The sequence below is a fragment of the Paenibacillus andongensis genome (assembly GCF_025369935.1).
Taxonomy (GTDB): Bacteria; Bacillota; Bacilli; order Paenibacillales; family NBRC-103111; genus Paenibacillus_E; species Paenibacillus_E andongensis.
In genome coordinates, this window is the sequence record NZ_CP104467.1 from 2,277,210 (window position 1) to 2,299,833 (window position 22,624).

At 46.2% G+C, this 22,624-nt stretch carries 13 protein-coding genes and 3 pseudogenes; 13 read left to right on the forward strand and 3 right to left on the reverse strand.

All coding sequences use genetic code 11. The features are described from left to right. Positions 1-198 precede the first annotated feature (198 nt). From NYR53_RS10335 to NYR53_RS34615, 9 genes and pseudogenes are all read left to right on the forward strand, one after another. Positions 199-432, forward strand: a complete 234-nt coding sequence (locus tag NYR53_RS10335) for a hypothetical protein (protein ID WP_261305085.1) — start codon at positions 199-201, stop codon at positions 430-432. A gap of 247 nt (positions 433-679) precedes the next feature. Beyond that, positions 680-2,656: a glycoside hydrolase family 127 protein gene (locus NYR53_RS10340; protein WP_261305086.1), complete on the forward strand. Its 1,977-nt coding sequence runs from the start codon at positions 680-682 to the stop codon at positions 2,654-2,656. A gap of 152 nt (positions 2,657-2,808) precedes the next feature. Further along, on the forward strand, positions 2,809-4,221 hold the full coding sequence (locus NYR53_RS10345) for an ABC transporter substrate-binding protein (RefSeq protein WP_261305087.1): 1,413 nt from the start codon (positions 2,809-2,811) through the stop codon (positions 4,219-4,221). A gap of 72 nt (positions 4,222-4,293) precedes the next feature. Then, positions 4,294-5,217 carry a carbohydrate ABC transporter permease gene (locus NYR53_RS10350; RefSeq protein WP_261305088.1) on the forward strand — a complete coding sequence of 308 codons (924 nt, stop codon included), beginning with the start codon at positions 4,294-4,296 and terminating at the stop codon, positions 5,215-5,217. Further along, positions 5,214-6,083, forward strand: a complete 870-nt coding sequence (locus NYR53_RS10355; protein WP_261305089.1) for a carbohydrate ABC transporter permease — start codon at positions 5,214-5,216, stop codon at positions 6,081-6,083. Before NYR53_RS10350 ends, NYR53_RS10355 begins: the two co-directional genes overlap by 4 nt. 586 nt (positions 6,084-6,669) lie before the next feature. After that, positions 6,670-10,446, forward strand: a pseudogene (locus NYR53_RS10360) (DUF5695 domain-containing protein); the annotation flags it as partial. Positions 10,447-10,632: 186 nt separating this feature from the next. After that, a pseudogene (locus tag NYR53_RS10365) lies at positions 10,633-12,090 on the forward strand (OmpL47-type beta-barrel domain-containing protein); the annotation flags it as partial. A 303-nt stretch (positions 12,091-12,393) separates the two neighbouring features. After that, complete coding sequence (locus NYR53_RS10370; protein ID WP_261305090.1) at positions 12,394-12,558, forward strand: hypothetical protein; 165 nt, start codon at positions 12,394-12,396, stop codon at positions 12,556-12,558. Beyond that, a pseudogene (locus NYR53_RS34615) lies at positions 12,495-13,676 on the forward strand (galactose-binding domain-containing protein); the annotation flags it as partial. The gene NYR53_RS10370 and the pseudogene NYR53_RS34615, both read left to right, overlap by 64 nt. A gap of 167 nt (positions 13,677-13,843) precedes the next feature. On the opposite strand, the gene NYR53_RS10385 reads toward NYR53_RS34615, so the two are convergent. After that, positions 13,844-14,740: a helix-turn-helix domain-containing protein gene (locus NYR53_RS10385; protein WP_261305091.1), complete on the reverse strand. Its 897-nt coding sequence runs from the start codon at positions 14,738-14,740 to the stop codon at positions 13,844-13,846. A 354-nt stretch (positions 14,741-15,094) separates the two neighbouring features. On the opposite strand from NYR53_RS10385, the gene sigK reads away from it, so the two are divergent. Then, complete coding sequence (gene sigK, locus NYR53_RS10390; RefSeq protein WP_437180142.1) at positions 15,095-15,664, forward strand: RNA polymerase sporulation sigma factor SigK; 570 nt, start codon at positions 15,095-15,097, stop codon at positions 15,662-15,664. Positions 15,665-16,040: 376 nt separating this feature from the next. On the opposite strand, the gene NYR53_RS10395 is transcribed toward sigK, so the two are convergent. Both NYR53_RS10395 and NYR53_RS10400 read right to left on the reverse strand, forming a co-directional pair. Beyond that, positions 16,041-16,325 carry a MerR family transcriptional regulator gene (locus NYR53_RS10395; RefSeq protein ID WP_261305092.1) on the reverse strand — a complete coding sequence of 95 codons (285 nt, stop codon included), beginning with the start codon at positions 16,323-16,325 and terminating at the stop codon, positions 16,041-16,043. Between the two features lie 466 nt (positions 16,326-16,791). Then, on the reverse strand, positions 16,792-18,810 hold the full coding sequence (locus tag NYR53_RS10400) for a beta-galactosidase (protein ID WP_261305093.1): 2,019 nt from the start codon (positions 18,808-18,810) through the stop codon (positions 16,792-16,794). Positions 18,811-18,951: 141 nt separating this feature from the next. Between NYR53_RS10400 and NYR53_RS10405 the strand changes: the two genes are divergently transcribed. From NYR53_RS10405 to NYR53_RS10415, 3 genes are all read left to right on the forward strand, one after another. Then, a complete protein-coding gene (locus tag NYR53_RS10405; RefSeq protein ID WP_261305094.1) occupies positions 18,952-19,815 on the forward strand; it encodes a helix-turn-helix transcriptional regulator in 864 nt (287 codons plus the stop codon). Between the two features lie 447 nt (positions 19,816-20,262). After that, positions 20,263-22,251, forward strand: coding sequence for a right-handed parallel beta-helix repeat-containing protein (locus NYR53_RS10410; protein ID WP_261305095.1), 1,989 nt, complete (start codon positions 20,263-20,265; stop codon positions 22,249-22,251). Continuing rightward, the gene (locus NYR53_RS10415; RefSeq protein WP_261305096.1) at positions 22,220-22,588 is read left to right on the forward strand and encodes a hypothetical protein; all 369 of its coding nucleotides are present in this window, start codon (positions 22,220-22,222) and stop codon (positions 22,586-22,588) included. Before NYR53_RS10410 ends, NYR53_RS10415 begins: the two co-directional genes overlap by 32 nt. Positions 22,589-22,624 lie beyond the last annotated feature (36 nt).

Sequence of the window (22,624 nt, forward strand, 5' to 3'; positions counted from 1 at the left end):
CTTATCACAAATAAAGAGGTGGTGATTCAACGAGGAGCTATTTGTTTATGGGGTAATCTGATGATCTTACTGCATTTCTGGTCACGGAATCATGGAGCTTGATGGCGACCAATACGAGATGTCGGCCGGCGGGCAATTTAGTAAATGATCCCATGTCCCGATTCAATCTATATCAATAGAGTCGAAAGCGGTGAGCGGATGAAACGAAAGAATAGAATGATTCGACAGTTTGAAGGTTTCAGTTTTATCGGGTTGTGGATCATCGGATTTACAGCCTTTGCTCTAGGTACGGGAGTTGCGGTAGCTGTTTTGTGGATGTGGGTGCTGCAACCAGACTTCGGGATTTTAAATTATTTTTTATCGTTCGTAGGCTTGGGGCACGCGTTCCCGTTATGTTCGACAGCGGGATCCGGTACGGGGGGATATCTTTAAAGCTCTGGCCTTAGGGGCAAAAATGGTATTTATCGGACACCCCCATGACTTCATTATCAATTACGTTATCATGAATTAGAGCTTTGCACCACAACCGATCGGAGAGCTCATTTGGGATATTTTCTATTGGTTGTAATTTTTAAAAAAGTGGTTGAAAATCCATAATTAATATCACGGTATCACATGTATTATAATTAATAGCGCTTTCATTCGAAGGCGGAATTTTTAAAGTAAAGGAGCATACTTGATGAGTAATCTGTCTATCTCTACACCCGTTCAATTGAAGAACATGATAATCAAGGATGACTTCTGGTCCCCTTATATTTCATTAATTCGCGATGTTGTCGTACCTTACCAGTGGGAGGCGCTTAATGACCGAATCGAAGGTAACGAGCCGAGTCACGCCATCCAGAATTTCAGAATCGCTGCCGGATTGGAGCAGGGCGACTTCTACGGCATGGTGTTCCAAGATAGTGACGTGGCCAAATGGCTCGAAGCCGTAGGTTATCTTTTGGAGCAAATGCCAGATCCCGATCTGGAAAAGGTAGCGGACGAAGTCGTCGATCTGATCGCCAAGGCGCAGCATGCGGACGGATACGTGAATACTTATTTTACACTCAAAGAAGTGGCAGGCAGATGGACGAATCTCGCAGAGTGCCACGAGCTCTACTGCGCGGGTCATCTGATCGAAGCGGCGGTCGCCTATGAGAAGGCAACGGGGAAGGGCAAGATTCTGGAAGTGGCTTGCAAGCTGGCCGACTGCATCGATGCGACGTTCGGGCCAGAAGATGGGAAGATCAAAGGTTATGACGGGCACCAAGAGGTCGAGCTAGCGCTAATGAAGCTCTACAGAGCCACCTCGAATGAGCGATATATGAAGTTGGCGAAGTTCTTCTTGGACGAGAGAGGGCAGAGTCCCCACTTCTACGACTTAGAGTTCGATCGCCGGAATGGCGAGACTCATTTCCAAGCGCTGAAGATAGCCAAGGACAAATCTTACAGCCAAGCGCACCTCCCGATTCGAATGCAGCAGACGGCTGAAGGTCACGCGGTGCGGGTCGTATATATGTGCACGGGTATGGCCGACGTCGCTGCAGCGACCGGAGACGAGGAGTTGCTGAAGGCGTGCCGGGCGCTCTGGAATAACATCGTGAACAAGCGGATGTACATTACGGGATCGATCGGCTCGATGTCTTACGGCGAGTCATTCACGCTCGATTACGATTTGCCGAACGATACGGCTTACGCCGAGACGTGCGCATCGATCGGTCTCATCTTTTTTGCCCAGCGCATGCTTCAGATCGAGCCGAGAAGCGAATACGCAGACGTCATGGAGAGAGCGCTCTATAACACCGTTATTGGCGGAATGTCTCGCGATGGACAGCACTTCTTCTACGTAAATCCGTTGGAAGCATGGCCTGAAGCGAGCGGTAAGAATCGGAATTTCGATCACGTGAAGACGGAAAGGCAGCGATGGTTCGGATGCGCTTGTTGCCCGCCTAATATCGCTAGGCTGCTCGCCTCTCTCGGCAGCTATATCTACTCGTTCCAGGGGAATGCCCTTTATGCTCACTTATATATTGGGAGTCAAGTCACGGTGGATGTGGATGGCAGCGCCGTTGGGCTCATCCAGCATTCCGAGCTGCCGTGGAACGGTAACATCGGATTCGAGCTGGCGATGGATGAGCCCAAAACCTTCTCCTTGGCTCTTCGGATACCAAGCTGGTGTGGGTCTTGGGATGTCAAGGTTAACGGGCAACAGGTAGCGAAATCCGCGATGCGCTTGTTTAACGGATATCTTCATCTCGAACGGACATGGAACGCTGGCGATATCGTCCAACTGGTTCTACCGATGAACGTTAGTCCGATGAAAGGCAATCCGGAAATTCGAGAGACCGTAGGCATGGTCGCCATCCAGCGAGGGCCGATGGTGTACTGTCTGGAGGAAGCTGACAATGGCAAAGGGCTACATAAGCTGATCCTCCATCCGGGCTTCAAAGATCAAGTTAGCTTTGATAGCAGCTTGTTAGGCGGACTGCTTACCATCGATTTAGCCGCTTATCGGATCCAAGACGAGGGCTGGAAGGATCGACTTTACCGCGTGAAAGACGAGGATTACTTAGAGGCGACGACCGCCAGATTCATCCCTTACTTTGCTTGGGCGAACCGGGGAAGCGGCGAGATGAGAGTGTGGATCAGGGAAAATACGGTTTTACCCTCATGAGGTGTAAGGACAGATATCAATAGTTGACTCTGGTCAAGGAGGGAAGGGAGCAAACGACACGATAACAGTGCTTACAGTCAGATGAAATATTCCCTGCCAACGCGGGAGGAATCACGGAGTGACGGCGAATTATATATGATGGAGGGGTTAATATGAAAACAATGAAAAAAGGATTCATGTTTAGCGTATCTATGGTCTTGATCTTAAGCATGATGGCTGGATGCTCCACGAATAACGACAATCCAAACGCATCGCCAACGGGAGAAACAGCTTCAAAAGCACCTGCGACGACGACGGCTCCTTCCAAAGAAAAGGTTAAGATTACGTATTCGATGTGGGGAAGCGAGGAGGAAGGAAGTAAAACCCAAGAAGCGGCGAACAAATTTAATGCTTCCCAAAACAGAATTGAAGTAAAAGTGCAAGCGATTCCATGGGAAAACTACATGACGAAATTGAATACGCAGGCAACGGCAGGTCAATTGCCGGATACGGGGATATTGAAAGAGGATGGCGTCATCCAGTGGTCCTCCGATGGCATGCTGAATGATGTAAGTGCCATGTACAGTGGGAGTGAAAGCAAGCCACTTGATAGTCTAGCCTACAAATATCAAGGCAAGACCGTTGCCTATGCCGCTGCCAATGAAATCCTTCTCCTTTATTACAACAAAGACATGTTCGACAAAGCGAAGGTACCTTATCCTCCATCCGCACTGGATAAAGCATGGACATGGGACGAATTCGTAGCAACGGCCAAGAAGCTGACGGTCGACAAGAATGGCAAACATCCTGACGAAGCTGGCTTTAATGCGCAGAGTATCGTTCAGTATGGCGCATCCGTCGAAAATCTGGCATGGCAATTGGAAGCCTGGGTGCTTAGCAATGGCGGCGGTTTCTATTCCAATGACGGCACAGCGGTGAGAATCGGGGAAGACGCCAGTATGGAAGCGATTCAGAAAGTCGCGGATCTGTACTTGAAAGACCATGTTGCCCCGTTGTCCGTGGGACAGACCGATGATGGCATTCAGCGTACTATAATCGCAGGAACGGTTGCCATGGCTACGAACGGCGCGTGGAACGTAGGAACTAGCTTGAATGCAGCTAAGGATGCAGGACTGAAATATGGCGTAGCCGTATTACCTTACTTTAAGGAAAAGGTAACACTTAACACGGGCGGTGCCAATGTCGTATTCTCCCAGACAAAGCATCCAAAAGAAGCTATGGAATGGCTTAAATGGTACACAGCCGAAGAAAACAACTGGGGACTCATCTCATCGGGCATTTGGATGCCAACGCTGAAAAAGTGGTATACGGATGAAACGCTTACTCATAAATGGGTCGACAATAAGAACTTTCCTCCGTATAACGAATACAAGTCCGCTGTAGTCGATTATGCACAATCCTCAGCTGCGAGACCAGCTTCCTGGTTCTATACGAATCATACGACGGATTTTAACACCTTGCTGGGATCGACTCTGGGGGATGTTTGGACCGGAAAAACGACCGCCAAGGACGCCATTACCAAAAATCTCGAAGCTTTGAAAGCCGCCAATAAAGGCAAAAAATAACGTATAAGGAGGATGACCGCCAAGAACATGCAAGCGGCGGTCATCCTTCAAATTTGAGGTGGGGGGCAAGTTATGGAAACCTTTAATAAACCTCAGCAGCGCCGTTCCCGCTTTCATTCAAGCGAGGCAAGAGTTGCTTATATATGCTTAATTCCAGCAATACTTGGACTGATCTTCCTTACCTATCTGCCTCTTCTCGGTGTGTTGGGAATTAGTATGACGAATTGGACAGGGCTAAAAACCCCTGAATTCGTCGGCTTCAGCAATTATATCACGCTATTTACCACCGATCCTTATATTAAAGATTCAATAATAGCGACGCTCTACTTCGCATTTTTATCCGTAGCAGGAAGCATGATTTATTCACTTTTCATCGCGATGCTGTTGAACCGTAAAATTCCAGCAAGAGGTTTTTTCAGAGCTGTTTTCTATGTGCCTTTCGTTTTGCCTGCTGCCGCTATATACGTAGGATGGTCCTGGCTTTACGAGGCGAATTTCGGTTTCTTTAACTATCTCCTCTCCGAACTTGGATTGAACAAAGTTCTCTTTATCGCAGATTCTAATTACGTAATCCCATCTCTTTCAATGATTGCAGTCTGGCTGTCGGGGAACTTAATCGTTATTTTTTTGGCTGGGCTTCAGAGCGTTCCGAGCGTCTATCACGAAGCGGCTGAAATGGATGGTGCAAACGGATGGAATCGCTTCCGGCATATCACCTTGCCTTGTATGACGCCGATCATCTTTTACAACCTGTTGCTGAGCTTGATCGCCAATCTCCAAGTCGTTACGCCAGCCCTTGCTTTGACCAATGGCGGTCCCGGCAACTCTTCCCGATTCATGACTTATCTGATGTATGATCAGGCTTTCGTCAATTACAAGCTAGGCTATGCCTGCGCGACGACCTTTATTATTTTCGCTATTCTCGCCGCTTTTACTGCTGTTTTGTTCAAGACGTCGAAACGGTGGATCTTTTCCGAAGGAGATGACGATAAATGAGCGAAGCCGCTTACTCCACATTTAAGAGCAAAAAACGCAGTGAACGAACGATGAACGTGCTTACGCTTATAGTCGTCATTGTATTTGCCCTCATCGTGCTATTCCCGATCTGGTGGATATTCCGCACGTCACTAATGACGAATCCCGAGATCTACAAATATCCGCCATCTCTCTTACCGAACAATTGGTTGTTTTCCAATTATGAAAAAACATTGAAGGTATTCAAATTTTGGAAATACTTATGGAATACAATGATCATTATCGTTCCTTCCTGTTTGGCGGGAACGTTCACGGCCACCTTGTGCGGATTTGCCTTTGCGAGGTTGCGGTTTAGGGGTAAACAATTGATCTGGATCCTTTGTGTCGGTTCTATGCTCTTGCCTGCCATGGTTACGCTCATTCCCCTCTACATTGGATGGACACGAGGTTTGGGGCTCAATGACAGCTATCTGCCATTGATTTTGCCGTATTTTTGCGGCGGCGGCGCTTTTAATATCTTTTTGATCAGGCAGTTCATTCTCTCCATACCGAGAGAACTCGACCAAGCGGCAACGATTGACGGCGCTGGGTACTTCCGCATTTTGTTCAGCATTATTATGCCAGCGATCAAGCCCGCTATGATCGTCGTCGCCTTGTTTATTTTCATCGGCTTATGGAATGATTTGCTCCAACAGATGATTTACATTAATTCGAGCGATAAATTCACCATAGCGTTGGGGCTTACCAATTTTAAAGGTCAATTAAAGCAGGATTGGTCGATGACGATGGCAGCTACGTGCCTGTCCTTTGCTCCAGGCGTCATTTTCTACCTAATAGGTCAGAAGTATTTTGTAGAGGGAATCACGATGACCGGAATGAAAAATTAGTCCGGATGCCTTGAGGAAGCAATGCGAAGATGAGTATTCGATCGCGCTTGATCATGCTGATCTACTCAATTATCGCGTTCTTTCATTGAAAGGATATGCATGTTAGGCATATTGATCAATTCTGGCAGCCAAAAGTCCGGTAGACCGTCCTTTTTATGGAAAGCACTGAACAATGTACTTGCCTAAAATCGACGATTTTAGGCTATTTTTAATCCAGCTAATATAAATTTGAAGCAATTCCTTGCCGCCAGTAATGTATAGAAGAAAATTCGACTTCGCTCAACTATACCAGACTGCAGAACAGACGTTTGAGTGTGAAATTTCTAAAAAAGTGATTGTGATTATGTAATTCATTCCTCGATAATCGCGTTATAATTTATAAGCGCTTTCTTTATGGTTTAGAAATATTATTTTTTGGTTCGTATTTGGAGAGGAGGGGCGTAGACCCATAGGCCATGAAGTTAACGAAAGGGATTACAAAATTCGAATTGGAGGTAACCAGATGGAAGTAACGGAAATCAAGAGATCGGTTCGGTATAAATTCGAGCTTGTTTTTGCTGTCATTATCTTCTTATGTCTCCTGCCGATGTCGGTATCTGCCGAATCTCTTGCGGACAGTATGTCCAATGATATTTTTGAGATACAGACAGGAACCCATGGTGAAATCACCTCTTTGAAGTTAAAAGGGGATGTATTCCCGACGGAATATGTGATGAATCCCACTAACGCGCCAAACCAGAATACACTCGATCATCAATGGCTCGGGGAACTGATGTTTACATACAAGCTTGGAAGCGGGGAGTGGACGAAGGCTTGGACAAGCAAGTCTGATGACGGAAGAACGATAACGAAGAATGGGAATGAAATTACCGTCACCTATGAAAACGCTTCAAACCCAGAAGGAATCCGAAATTTTAAAGTTATTGAAAAGTATGCTTTGGTGGACGATTACATCAAATGGACCATTTCTGTTGAAAACACGAGCAGCCAGACGCTAGAGATCGGGGATCTTGGCCTTCCTTTGCCGTTTAATGAATTATGGCAGGCGCCGAATGACCGCATTTATGAAACTAGAGTTTTGAATCATTCGTTTGTTGGAAATAACAGCTCGTATATCACGATTCAAAGACCGAGCGGCATCGGTTCTTCCTTGCTTATGGTTCCTGATACAGCGACCGGCGCCGGCTTTGAATATCAAGACCGCTGGAAGCGTGAGGAGCATCCGGGCAGCAACTGGACCAATGATTCGGCAGGTTGGGTGGAAGGATTGAATGTTTACTATATTCATTCCAACGTGATCAAGAGTACCAACAAGGGGTACCTCCCGAATACAAGCCTGATTCTCGCTCCGAACGAGAGTAAGACCTATGCTTTTAAGTTTTTTAAAACAGCTGACGATAACGATGTGAAAGCCAAGCTCTATGACGAAGGGCTCGTAGATGTCACCGTTGTGCCGGGGATGATTTTTGCAACCAACATGAAGGCTAAGATCGATTTGCATACGTTCAAAGACATCACTTCCGTTACCGCACAGTATCCATCTGAGACAACGGTCAATTATCTGAATACGGTAGATACGAATCATAAGATATACGAGCTCACCCTGGGGCATCTTGGACAGAATGATATTACAGTTCAATATGGAAACGGGGAAAAAACCGTCCTGCAGTTTTATGCGATTGAGCCTATTGATGCCGCATTGCAGAGACATGCCACTTTTATGGTAGAAAAGACGCAGTACAATGATCCGGGAACGATTAGAGATAAGGTTTTTGACGATTGGATGATGCAAAATAAAACGACTAGAAACCGATTTAACGGTTATTGGGGATGGGGCGATGACTGGGGATTAACGCACGGACAATTTTTAGCCGAAAAGAACTCGCAGGTCCCGATTGCGTCGGAAGTGAGTGCGCTCGATGACTATCTGGAGACAGCCGTTTGGACCAATCTGATGAATGGGCATCATGAGGATTATTTGGTTCCGGATTTCTTAATGAATCAGCCAAACACAACGCCGACGTATCGTGGCTATGCTTACCCTCATATTTATAATACGTACTTCAGCATGTATAAGATTGCTAAAATGTATCCGGATCTTGTCACTTACAAGCATACGAAAGAAGAATATCTACTGCGGACATATAACATTTTCAAAGCCTTATACGACGGGCCGGTTGCGTACAACTGGGAGACAGGTCTTATGGGCGAACTGACGACGCCTGATATTATTAAAGCCCTGCAGGATGAGGGATTCACGGCTGAGGCGAATGATCTCATCGCTAAGATGGCTACGAAGTATAACAATTTTAAAAACACGACATATCCGTACGGTTCGGAATACAGCTACGATAATACCGGAGAAGAAGCGGTCTATACGTTAGCCAAAATGAACAACAATACGACGATGATGAGCAAAATTATTGCAAAAACAAGGGCCGATCGCGGACAAATGCCGGTCTGGTATTATTATGCGGATCCGGTTACGATAACGGGTGAGAACTGGTGGAACTTTCAGTACTCGACTTCACTCGCCGGCTATACGATAGATGACTGGATTCGCCATCATTCCGCAACGCCTGAGGTAGAACAGCGGCTATCTTACGCTGCTAAAATTGCCAATATTAGTGCGATTAACTCAGGCCAGATTAGCTCAGACCCTGCGAACATCGGCGCATCTTCATGGACATATCAAGCGGAAAAAGGAAACTACGGCGCTATGGGATTAGATGGCGGCCCGCTTTTTAACGGATGGAGAGGGATGACGGGTGAGTCCGATTTAGGATTGTTCGGAGCGATCAAGATTCTGAGCAGCGATGTGGCCATGGATCCGATTTTCGGTTTAACGGGATATGGCGCAGATGTAACGGAAAACGGCTCAAACTACGTCATAACGCCAAAAGACGGCGTATTCAAGCGTATTAATCTGATCACCGAAAAGCTTAACTTAGAGCTGGATCGAGATCAGTTTACGAATGCCGCAATCGCGAAGAGCAAGAACTACGTTAAGCTGAGCATGAAAAACGTAACGCCTGGCACACAGCATCAAACAAAAATTGCGTTCACGGGACTTAAAAAAGCGACTTACGATATTTTAGTCGATGGTGTGCATCAAGGTAAATTGAATGCCTATGGCTCTCAAGCAACGCTTACGATTAATGCCGGATCGGCAGTAGCTTATACTGTTGAGCTGCAAGAAGGAATTAAGGATGCAAATACAGCTCCGATCGTGAATGCGGGTTCCGATAGTTCAATTACTTTGCCGGACGATATTAGTTTAAAAGGAACGGCTAGCGACGATGATCTTCCTGTCGGCACGTTAACAGCTGCATGGAGCTTGGTAAGTGGACCAGGTACGGCAACGTTTGCTGACGCTGCTGCATTGAATACGACGGCAACCGTTTCCACTGCCGGGGATTATGTATTCAAGCTGCAAGTAAGCGACTCGGAACTTTCTTCTGAAGATACCGTTAAAGTGACGGTAGCGCCTGCGCCGCCCTTGCCTCCGGTTATCGCAAACTATTCATTTGATGAGACAAGTGGAACTACAGCCTCCGATTCAACAGGCAATGGCATGGATGGAGCTCTGAAAGGTTCGGCCACGTGGGTTCAAGGCAAGCAAGACAACGGATTGCAATTAAACGGCACGGATAGTTATGTAAAAATGCCTGTGAGCATCCTGAGTCGCGTACATGATATTACGATTGTAACTTGGGTGAAGGCAAACAAATTGGGTAACTATGCAAGAATATTCGACTTCGGAAGCGGAACGAATACGTATATGTACCTGTCGCCGAAAGTAGGCGGAGGAGGGATGAAGTTTGGCATAACAACGACCGGGAATGGGCCGGGTCAAGAACAGGTAATCAATGCACCGGCTCTCCCTACCGGCGTATGGAAACATGTTGCGTTCACTCTCTCCGGAAGAACTGGGATTCTTTATGTCGATGGCGTACAGGTTGGAATCAACACAAACATCACTCTGGATCCTTCGAGCTTAGGGAAAACGATCAATAATTACATCGGAAAATCCCAGTTCGCCGATCCTTATTTGGATGGCATCGTGGATGACTTCCGAATCTACAGCAGTGCGCTTAGTGCAGCGGAAATCGCTTCACTTGCGGCTCCGCCTTTTGATGATATTGTTTCCTTGGATGAAGTCAATCTGACTACACAGGAGAAAGTGGCTCCGAAATTACCGCAAACCGTAACCGCTCATTTGAAAAATGCCAGCACCATTGATGTTCCAGTTTCATGGGACGCTATCGATCCTGCCCGATATGCTACAAAAGGTAATTCATTCACAGTAACGGGTACTGTGGTCGGATCAACGACTTTGAAGACAAAAGCGAATATTCTTGTAACAGGAGTCCAATTGGATCCGTTCCCTTCATTGGTTGCACGGTACAATTTCGATGAGACAAACGGCAGAAGCGTTGCCGACGCTTCAGGTAACGGACATGATGGAACGACGAAAGGATCGCTGGCCTGGGAACCGAGTGGCCATCAGAACGGCGCTTTAACCTTTAGCGGCACAAGCGGAAATTATGTAGACCTAGGCAGGAGCGAAGACTTGCAGCCGAGCAAAATTACGCTGTCCTATTGGATTAAACGGACGGCAAGCATGGGCAGCAATGAGAACATATTGTTATGGTTCAAGCCGGAGAACGATTATGCGGCCAATGGATTTTTCGTCACATATAACGGCGATGTGTCCAGCTTGGTTATGGTCGACGGAACGGGCAATTTCTTTGTGAAATCGGCGCCGGATGATTTCCTTCCTTTGAACGAATGGACCAATGTCGTGTTCACCTTCGATTCGGAGACCAAGGCAGCGGCGATTTACAAGAATGGTATCGCACAAGAGATTGATATGGACGGTGATCTTAATTCCATTACCGCTGCTTCTGATGTTAAGAAAATCGGCGTATCCGGCTATGGCAATGGCGCGCAACTGAATGCAACGTTAGACGATTTCCGGATTTATAATGGCGCCATGACAGCCAAGCAAGTTAAGGCTATTTATGACGGTAAAGATGTGCAAAGCGTTCAGCCTGTTGCGATTTCAACCTCAATCGGCAAAGCTCCGGCGTTGCCTGATACGGTTGCGGTCATCTACGAAAACGCAAGTCAGGGTACCGTAGATGTGAGTTGGGATGCGATTGATCCGTCGCAGTATGCACAGAGCGGTACATTTCAGGTATATGGCAAAGTGGATGGAACATCGATTAAAGCTGTATCGAACGTAACGGTCACTAGCCCCATACCGGCAACGAGAGCAGTTCTAACGCCGTCTCAGCCGGATGGACGGAACGGATGGTACGTACATCCGGTTACGGTAAACCTGATTGCCGACAATCAATCAGGTATAAAGACGGAGTACAATCTAAATGGCATGGGAACATGGCAGACATATACGGGACCCGTTACCATGAATCAGGACGGAAAATATAATCTGAGCTACCGTTCGTCAGATAATGCGGGCAACGTAGAAGTCGCGAAGACAGTCAGCTTTAACCTGGATGTAGTTGCACCAACAATCAGCATTTCTGGATTAGTGGGAAATAGTAACCTTGGCGATGCCGGGGATATCTTGCCTATGTTTTTACTGAACGACGGCATGTCGGGAGTTGACAGCAGTAGGACTACTGTAACGCTGGATACGTATTCTTTCCAGATAGGAACGACCATCCCACTTTATACGCTGCCTCTTGGAACGCATACATTTAATGTGGTTTCGAGCGACTTAGCTGGGAACACCGCTAGCGTAACAGTGACGTTTCAGACGTCGACAAGCATTGACGCTTTAAAGGCATTGATCACTCGATTTACCAAGAATAACTGGATTGATAATGCAGGAATTGCCAATAGCTTGCAAAAGAAATTGGATAAAGGCAATGTGGAGAGTTTCGTGAGCGAGGTACAGGCACAAGCGGGTAAGCATGTCTCAAGCGAAGCTGCAACATACTTGCTTCGAGATGCTCAAGCTTTAATAAATAAGAAATAAGTTTTAGGAGAATCACTTTCAGTATGAGTCATGTTAGAGGCCGCACAAGTCATTAATAATTTATTAAAGTTATAGTAATTTGCACGCTCCCTTAAGACGACCCACGTCTTGGGGGAGCATTTTTTGTCCATCAACATTCAATCCATAGCTCGAAATGGACGATCAGGCCATACTGTGAGCAACGGTGCGGAAAGTATGAACAACAAGTAGAACATACAAGCGAAGGCTGCCTTTTCAACAGGAATAGGGTCATGGAAAGCCATCATAAGGAAAGAGTTTTTCCTTCGTGATAATGGCATGGGGATGAGCAATGAAAAGGTGGAATCCATCTTGAAATCTGAAACAAAAGGAGTGGGGATGACGAATGTTCACACGCGCATCAAGTTGCTTTTTGGTGAGGAATATGGGATCAGCCCGTTACGATTACAGGGGACAATTGGTGGAATTTCCAATACAGCACCTCGTTAGCCGGTTATGCAATGGACGATTGGATTCGCTCGAATTCAACCAACCCAGAGACGGAACAACGGTTATCCTATGCCGCCAAGATAGCGAATGTCGGTGCGATTAATTCAGGTCAAATTAGCAGCGACGCTGCCAATATTGGAGCCGTTTCCTGGACTTATCAAGCTAATAAAGGGAATTATGGCGCACTTGGACTAGACGTCGGACCTTTATTCAACGGTTGGCGCGGAATGAGCGGTGAAGCTGATTTAGGCTTATTCGGGGCATTGAAAGTATTAAGTGCAGATGTTTCCGTGGATCCAATCTTTGGTTTATATGGCTATGGAGCAGATGCTACGCTGAATAGCGGGAAATACACGATTACCCCTAAAGATGGTTTAAACAAACGTCTAAATCTGATTACCGAGAAATTCTCTATGGAACTTGAAAGAGATCAATATACGTCAGCGATTGTGGCCACAGCTAAAAACGATGTGAATTTTACGTTGAAAAATGTAACGACATCATCCGCTCATGTTACGAAAGTAACGTTTACAGGTCTTCCTGCTGGTACGTACAATGTGCTTGTAAACAATGCTGTAACGGGCACGGTAAATGCGACAAGCGGTGCTAAGACGGTCGTAAGTCTTAGTATTGGAACGAATGCAACGTATGATATTAAGCTGCAAGTTGGCACATCAACAGGACCTACCGACGTTGCTCCTCAAGGGACAGCCACGACATCCTTCGTATCTGCATGGGAAAGTCTGGCTGGTTTGAATGATGGGTATACGCCAACAAGTTCGAATGACAGAGGACACTCTGTCTATGGTAACTGGGATAACCCAGGTACGACGCAGTGGGTGCAATTGGATTTCTCCGCAGCTAAGAATCTCTCCAGCACAGCGATTTATTGGTTTGATGACGATCAAGGCATCGATCTTCCTGCTTCCTATACGATTCAGTATTGGAACGGCACAGCTTGGGTCAATGTTGCTAGTCCGTCCGGATTAGGTCTGTTGCCCAATCAGTATAATACGACGACCTTCACTCCGGTGTCGACGACCAAGATTCGCGTAAATATTACAGCTAAATCTACGTTTTCAACAGGTATTGAGTCGTGGAAGGTTTTCGGTACGTAAGAATAGTTGGGCTGTTCGGGCATGGAAGAAATGGACAACGGCGGCAACTTGCATTTGCGGTGCCGGTGAGATGATGGTCTGGGTAAAAGAAAGCTTGTCTTAAAACAAACAGCGGGAATCAAAGAACCTTCAACTCCGCGTCAAACGTGGAACTGAAGGTTCTTTGGTTATTGATTTGGCTTTCCGGTGAAATTTTTGCGAAAATTTAAGGGTGAGATGCCTTCTTTATTTGAAAAACAATAGGAGAAATAAGAAGCATGCTGGAAGCCGCACTCTTCCGCAACTCGGGTCATCGACCATTCCGTTTGAATCAAAAGCTTCTTGGATTGTTCAATGCGATACTGCAGCAAATAGTCATTCGGTGTCATACCGAATACCTTTAACATACATTTCGCTAGGTAATTAGGATGGTAATTCAACTGTTCCTGGAGCATAGCATTCGATATTTTTTTGGTATAGTTTTGGCGAATGAACACTTCGACTTTCTCAGCCAAATGAAAGGCGGTCATGTCCGTTGTCGTTATTAATTCACGGTTGATATGCTGCATAAATAATTGAAACGTATTTTGTTTACGCCAGTTGCGAAGCGAGCGAGACTCCTGCTCTAATTGGAAGAAATACTCTAAAATTTCAAATGACTTTTGTGTTAATTTTGTAAATTTGGGTATGAAAATTGAGTTAACTTCCGCATGATTCAGAAATGCGCTTTTTTTGTGATTTTCAATCAAAATTGTTTGATTTTCTAGACAAGCATTCATATCCTCGTATTCGCCCCAGGCGCCATAAGTGTGGAAATGAATCCAGATGATTTCTGTTTCTTGCTCACAGGGCGCCGTCCCGTAGTGATGCAGATCAGGCCGAAGTATAACGGCTTCGCGCTGCTTAACGACCCACTCGTGCGAACCTTCTCCAATCGATATGGCCCCCTTGGTAACAACAATTAAATCAAATGTCCCAATATTAGATCTTGAAATGTGCCGTTCTCCTTCTGAATAGAAAGCGTTTCCGCAATCTAGGAAGTAAGGTATTGGAGGGGCAATGAAATGGAGAATTTGTGGCTTCATATCAGTACCTCAGTAGGTTTATATTTTTAAAAAATATATTTGGCTACTACCAATTCTACTTGAAAAAGTTATTTTATTAAAGCATTTTCAATAGGATTTTGGCTTTTTTTGATTTCTTGGTGAGGAAGTGGAGAGAACGAATTGAACATGTAACGGGGAAAAGAGGTGTGAGAGGTAGGGGGGCTTGGCGCCCCTCCTTTTTGATTACTAACAAGGATTCAACACATGGAAGAAGACGTTTGGGGTCGTACGCGCGTCTCAGTTCGGTGCCTATCTCGCTTTTCTGCTTCAGGACTCTGCAAAGCTTCTCCGGTTTATATATATGCGATATAGAGGTGCACGATATGGGTAGCAGTGAGTTCGGCTGCCTTTTTTCCGCTATCGAGTAGGGAATCTACGTTGCTTTGTGTTCACAACGTCAAAAAATTCGACAATACAGGAGAAGATTTAGAGGATTTGATCTCGATCGGGACGATCGGATTGATCAAAGCGATCGAATCGTTCTCGCCGAACAAAGGGACCAAGCTCGCGACATTCGCGGCTCGTTGTATCGAGAACGAGATTCTCATGCATCTGCGTTCGCTGAAGAAAACGCGCAAAGATGTGTCCCTGCACGATCCCATCGGCACGGATAAAGAGGGGAACGAGATCACTTTGATCGATATCCTCGGCACGGAAGCTGATGATGTCGTGGATAAGGTGCAGCTGAAGATTGAGAAGAGCAAAATCTATCGGAACTTAGAGATTTTAGATGATCGCGAGAAGGAAGTTGTTGTCGGGCGGTTTGGGCTGGAACTTGGCGGGGAAGAGCGGACACAGCGGGAGATTGCGAAAGAGCTGGGCATTTCGCGTTCGTATGTGTCGCGGATTGAGAAGCGGGCGCTGATGAAGCTATATCATGAGTTTTATAAGGCGAAGCGATGATTGCTATGGCTTGTCTAAAATGACATTTGAGGTCGGTTGATTTTCTTTGCCTACAATTTGATTAAACATGCAGCAGTGGGTTTAAATGAGCAAAAAAATGCGATACAAGAAAAGCTTCTTGTACCGCATTTTTGCATTACCAGGTCGCTGGCTAAAGGTTTACCTTATTCAATGTACTACTAAAACCGAAAAAGAGAGCCAACTTATAACAAAGTACCGTCATTGCAGACAACAGCGGCGCTTTTGCACAGTGACTATAGAAAAGAGTGATGTCGCGGATTTGAGCTTATGGAGTCAGTTTTTTTACGACATCTATATAACAGAGATAAAAGCGCATGGTAGACAAGAAATAGACGGACGACGCGCAGGCTTGTCGTTAGTTTAGTTTCAGAATCAACCAAAGAAGACTTTCGCTAATTCCTGTATTTCCTCCGGTAATTCCTCCGGCGACCGATTTTTTTAGAGATTCTTCCGAGCCGATGGCTAATGCCGTATCATAATACCAACATTTATATTTGATTATGGCCAATGTTTTTTCTATGTCCTTCATCATCTCTTTTACAACTTCAAGACGTTCATAAAATAGATCACGCTTTTTTTGTAAAGTAGCATCGTCTTTCTCATGCCAATCCATATATTGCTTAATATCTTTGATGGACAAGCCCGTTGATTTTAGACATTCGAATAGATCTAAATAAGCTAAGCTACAAACTTAAATAAGTTCTTCCAAAGAATCGCTTTCAACAAGCGGTTTTTTTGTTTTTTTATAAAAAAATTGCATACACGATAATTGCATAATTATACATTTCGAGTGCAGTGGATATTATCACTAATTATGAAAAATTGGTAGTATTGGTAGTTATGCTGCAAGTAATTGTTTTTCTCACTAATTTTGCAAACGGTCCTTGATAAATCAAGCTTTTGAAGATCATTTTTCTCAATAAATTGTTTGGATTGGCTTCATAGTTTATCCAATAAAGTAAGGGTATACTTGGCAGTTTTATTATTTGCAACACAAACGGATTACTCTTGGTTCCCTAAAAGAACAGTGGCAATGGCAAAATGGCCTCAACCCGCAGTCGAACCTGCTTGGTTGAGGCCCTATTTGCATGTCTTGGCCTAGTTGATTATCGCTTCAATAAGACATGCACGCCGTAAGGAGCCACGGTGATGCGGTCCTTCACTTTTGTACCGTTCATTGCATCTTCGTAGATGCCGTTAAGCGGACACTCCACATGCTCATTGTTGTGGTTCAGCAACATGAGAAAGGCCTGGCCGTCCTTCACTTTCTCGATAGCTTCAAGCCCGTTGGTCGGAACAGACAGGGTGGTGGGGATGCCTTCCTTTTTCACAATCAGCTCCGTCAAGGCTCCCAATGCTGCTTCATCTAGGTCGCATCCCACATAGTAGACGCGGCCTTTCCCGAACGAGTTGACGGTTACCGCAGCTTCGCCCGCATAATAATGACTGGCATACGTCGCTATGGCCTCTGCGCCATCGGTTTTCAATACGTCGCACCAGACGGAGGCGGTGCCTTCACCGAAAGCGCTCTGAACGCGGACCGTTCTGCCGAAATTGACGGAATCGAATTCTTCCAGTTCTACCCCGGCTAGCTGCTTGAACAAGCCGGGAACCGTCAGCGTGGTCATCTGATTGTTCCATGTGCGGGTGCCTGAGCGGAAGGTAAGCACGAGAGCGCCGCCTTGTTCGACATAAGCCTCGCATTTCGCTGCGATTGCTTCCGTTACGAGATTGAACGCCGGCATCATCACAAGCTTGTATTTGGAGAAGTCGCTCTCTACACTGGTGACGTCGAGGTTCACATGCTGCTTGGCGACTGCCGAATAATAGGCGTCAAGCAGTCCGTTATAATTGAAATTCACATTATGCGGCTGTCCGCGATGGCTCCAGAAGTTGTCGTAAGACTTGATCAGCGCTGCGGAACTTACATTATCAGACCCAACGAGTAGACCGCTGAGAGCTGATATTTCCGCCCCGATAGCTTTGATTTCCCTGTACCTTCTGCGGCCGATACCATCATGGTCCAGAATGCCGTGCCAATACTGCTCAATGCCCACCGTACAGGATCTCCAGCGGAAATAGACCATGGCTTCCGCTCCGTGCGCGACCGCCTGGTAGGTCCATAACCGGAGCTGTCCGGGCTCTGGCGTGTCGCCCATCATGTGCCAACCGCAGGGACCGCTCTGCTGCTCCATCATCCAGAAGTTCTTGTTCTTCAGTCCCCTCATTAAATCATGGGCCATCGACACTTGGGTGTAGGAGGATTTGCCCCACATATTGTTTGGATAGTTATCCCAGCAGACGACATCCAGATCCCTGGCAAGGTCAAAATAGTCCAGCTCACTGAAGTGTCCCATCAGATTATGGGTAATCGGCAAGTTGGTGCAAGCCCGAATTTCCTCGATCTGCAGGCGCTGGTATTCCGCCGTTGCGTCTGAGAAGAAGCGCTGGTAATCTAGCAACAGTCCCGGATTGTGATTATACGGCGTGGACAGCAACTGCTGGGCGCCGGCATTTTGGCTGAAGCCATCGCTAGACGAATAAGCGGGAAGGATGATTTCATCCCAGTGCCGGTAAGTGTGGCTCCAGAATACCGTGCCCCACTCTTTATTAAGCTTATCAATCGTGCCATATTTGTTCCTCACCCACAGTCGGAAGGCTTGTAGACAACTCTGACAATAGCATGCTCCTCCAAATTCATTGTCGATCTGCCAGGCGACGATATGCTTGTGATCCTTGTAATGCTCGGCCATCCTTCTTGCGATAAGTACGGAATATTGTCTATAAATTTTGTTATTGGGGCAATAATGTCTTCTCGTTCCGAAACCCTTGGTGAGTCCGTAGATGTCTACAGGATACATATCCGGGTATTTATCCATCAGCCATTTGGGCGCAGCGGCCGTAGGAGTTCCTAATATAATTTGAATGCCTTCCCGCGTTAGCACTTCGATCGCCCGATCGAGCCATGCGAAATCGTACAAGCCGTCCTCAGGCTCCAGCAACGCCCATGCAAATTCCGCCAGCCGCACGGTGTTCATTCCCGCTTCACGCATCATCTTCGCATCCAGAGGCCAGCGCTCCTCAGGCCAATGTTCCGGATAATAATCGACGCCAAACCACATCATTGGCACATCCTTTCAGACTATGAATAGTATTATTTTGTTGATATAATAGCGCCTATAAAACATTTTATTCTTTAAAAATTGAATGGTAAATCACATGTTTTTGCGAAATGTAGTATTATTTTGCGATATTCAGGAGGAACTATGAGGATTAACCACTATTTGCCGCATCCCCGTTTCAGCCGGTATATTTGCTATCCGGAGTCGTTCGGACATTATTATGAGGAAACGAATCACAGGGAGAAAAGAACAGCCTCTCAGATGCCCTATTACAATCTGCATGTGGTTGTGAGCGGTACGGGATACGTGGTGCAAGGGAACCAGAAAGTGAGGCTTACCGCAGGAACAGGCTTTCTTTACGGAGCGGAAATGCCTCAAGAGTACCATTCGGATGCGGAAGATCCATGGGATATACAGTGGGTGCATTTCTTTGGTGTGGGCTTGCACGCTCTATTTGAAGGGAAGATGGGCGGAAAAGTGTGGCTGTTTAATTGGGAAGGGGGCGCGCGATTGCTTGGTTTGTTAGATAGCTTGTTAGCGCACGGAGAGTCGTTCATACAAGAGCAGGAGACGCAGATATCTGTCTTGTTGTATGAAATTCTCGTTGAATTGCTGCAAAATGGCGAGGATTTATTCGGAGCTCCGGCCAGAGGATTGAGGCAAACGATGCTGAAGGCAGCCGATTGGATCAGCGCACAGTGCTATGAACATCTGACACTGGAACAAATGGCCGCATTTTCAGGCTACAGCCCCTATTATTTTAGCCGGCAATTCCATCAGGTCATGGGGAAACCGCCAGTCGAATTTTTATTGGAAAGCCGGTTGGTAAAAGCCAAGGAGTTGTTGTCCTCTACCGATTGGACCGTGAAGCATATTTCAGAAAGGGTGGGATTCTCGCAATGCTCTTATTTTATTCGAAGGTTTCGGCTGGCCGAGGGAGTTACACCGGAGCAATTCCGGGCGTTGCGAGGTATGAATCAATCGATAGGCAGCAAAAGTGAAACCTGATCTGATAAATGATAGCACAAGAAAAGTCTAAACCTTCAGTTGAAACCGTGAATGCCATTCATGAAGGTTTAATTGCTCTCTCGAATGGCTCTTGATAAGAAAAGCGAATAATGTAGAAACAAATATCAAAGAGGCAGCATCATACCATTGATTTTTGATAGTTACTTAGGCAAACAATCGTTAAAAAAGTAAAGAAATGCGAATAGAAACGAAAACGCTTACATGCTATTCTTGAATCTATGGGCACTTCAATGCATCAAAGGTTAAGCTAAGAAGCTGCTCTAAATTTTTAATAATTGCTCTTTTCAATGTGTTGTTCTCCTGTCTCATGATTGTCTCAATACAGTTATGAGGCGAAGAACGGCAAGAATGCGAGGCGATCTATACATAACCAAGTTGCGATGAAGCTTCGCAAAGCGCAGTAAAAGTCTGAGATGTGGGGATGAGATGAAAATGTTTAAGGTATTCAAAGCTCAATTTGTTTTAGCAGCATTTCTTGTATTCAACCTGTGTGTCTTCTGCGCGCCTGCCGCCATATATGCAGCAGGAACGACTTATTATGTAAGTCCAAGCGGTAATGATAGCAACGCCGGGACAAGCTCAAGTTCTCCGTGGCAGACGATCAGCAAGGTGAACGGTATTAATTTTGCCGCTGGCGATACAATCCTTTTCCAGGGTGGGTCGTCCTTCAGTGGCAACCTGCAGTTCAACAGCAGCGATGGGGGCAATAGCACTACGAGAGTGACAGTTGACTCCTATGGCAGCGGCAGGGCTACCATCAATGGCGGAACCGGGTCGGCGATCACAATTAGTGGCACTACGGGGATCGACATTAAAAATATCAATGTTATCGGAAACGGAAGAAATTCAGGGAATTCGGGCGGCAAAGGTGTAGACTTCTCATCCTGTCACTATTGTAGTGTTACTAACTCGGATGCCAGCGGCTTTCAGTATGCCGGCGTAAGGGTTATAACATCAGATCACATCGATATCACCTATGTAAATGCGCATGATAACGGAAGAGCCGGCATCATTTCAGAAGAGACCTCATGGACCCAAATGAGCGATCACATTTACGTAGGAAACAGCGTAGCCAATAATAATCCCGGAGACCCTTCGAAAACTACAAATGAGACGGGCGACGGAATCATCTTGATGTACGTCACGAATAGTACCATCGAATACAGCTCAGCTTCTTATAACGGATGGGACCAGCCGACCGGGCACAGCAACGGGCCGGAAGGCATCTTCTTCTGGTCTGCAAACAGTTGTTTAATCCAAAATTCCTTGGCCTTTAAAAACACGACCAACGTCGGGGCAGACGGCGGCGCCTTTGACATCGACGGCAACAACTGCACGCAGCAATATACCTATTCATACTCCAACTACGGGCCAGGTTTCACTTCATACTCGCCAACGGACGGAGGATCAGGCAATCTTGTATACCGGTATAATATTAGCGAGCTTGATAACCATGCTTGGCCTAGCCCTATTTGGATTGCAGTAGCTTCCAAACCTAATAATGCGAAATTTAATTTTGAGTTTTATAACAACACCATCTATTCAGCTAGTTCTGTCCTCAACGTACAAGATTGGAACGCACCATCGAATCCAACGGACATGTCTGGCGTACACTTCCACAACAATATCTTCCAGACGACAGGCACAAAGATCTTACAAGACGATCCCGCCTCCACCGCCGGCACATACTCAGGAAATATCTGGTGGCAGAGCAACGGCAGTTTCGCTGGAAATGGTTATACAAGCTTTTCGGCATGGGTAAGTGGCACCGGAAAGGAAAAGATTAATAACGTCCTCGTAGGTAAGAACGCAGATCCGATGCTCGTCAATCCGGGCAACGGTGAAAAAATCATCAGTTCCAACTATCTTACTGCCGTTACGGCCTATAAACTGAAGACAGGTTCCCCAGCGCTTTCTGCAGGGCTTAACCTTGCCTCTTCGGAAGGCTTGAACATCGGTACCCGCGATTATTATGGTAATGCCTTAGGAAGCACGCATAACATGGGCGCTTACGAAGGATCAGGCATTGATACCGCAACGCTTTCAAGTGTTGAAGATACAGTAACTGGCACAAGCAACAACCAGTTCCAATATTCAGGAAGCTGGACAACAGGCACGTCGGGAGATCATTACTCCTCTAGTGCAAACAATTATTTCCAAATTCCGTTTAACGGTACAGAGATTAAATGGGTAGGCTCTGCCGACACGAACCAAGGCCAAGCTGCCGTTTCGATCGACAATGGACCGGAGACCATAGTAGACACTTATCTGAGCAACCGTACTACCGGTGTTACGCTGTACCATAGCGGCGTCCTGTCCAGTGGACAGCATACGCTGAAAGTGCGCGTAACGGGAACGAAATCCAGTGCAAGCACCAATTATTATGTATACCGAAAGTACCGGAGGGGCCCATAGCGGTACCTATCACCTGACACACTACAACGGTCAGACGGGAAGCTGGAATGTTTACACCTACCGCACGTTTACAGGACTAGCCAACGGCACCTATACCTTGAGTGGCTGGGCAAAACGAAGCGGAAACGGGTTCACCGCCAGTCAGTTGGAGGCCAAAGACTTTGGCGGAAGCACATTGTCTGCAGCGATTCCTGACTCGTCAAGTTACCAACAGGTGACCGTATCCAATATTAATGTGACGAACGGACAATGCACGATTGGCTTCTGGACGCAAGTCGATAATGGCAGCAATTATCCATTTGTTTATATGGATGATGTATCATTCACAAAGAATTAAGCGATGACTCCATTTCAGTCAAACAGGCTTTCAGCC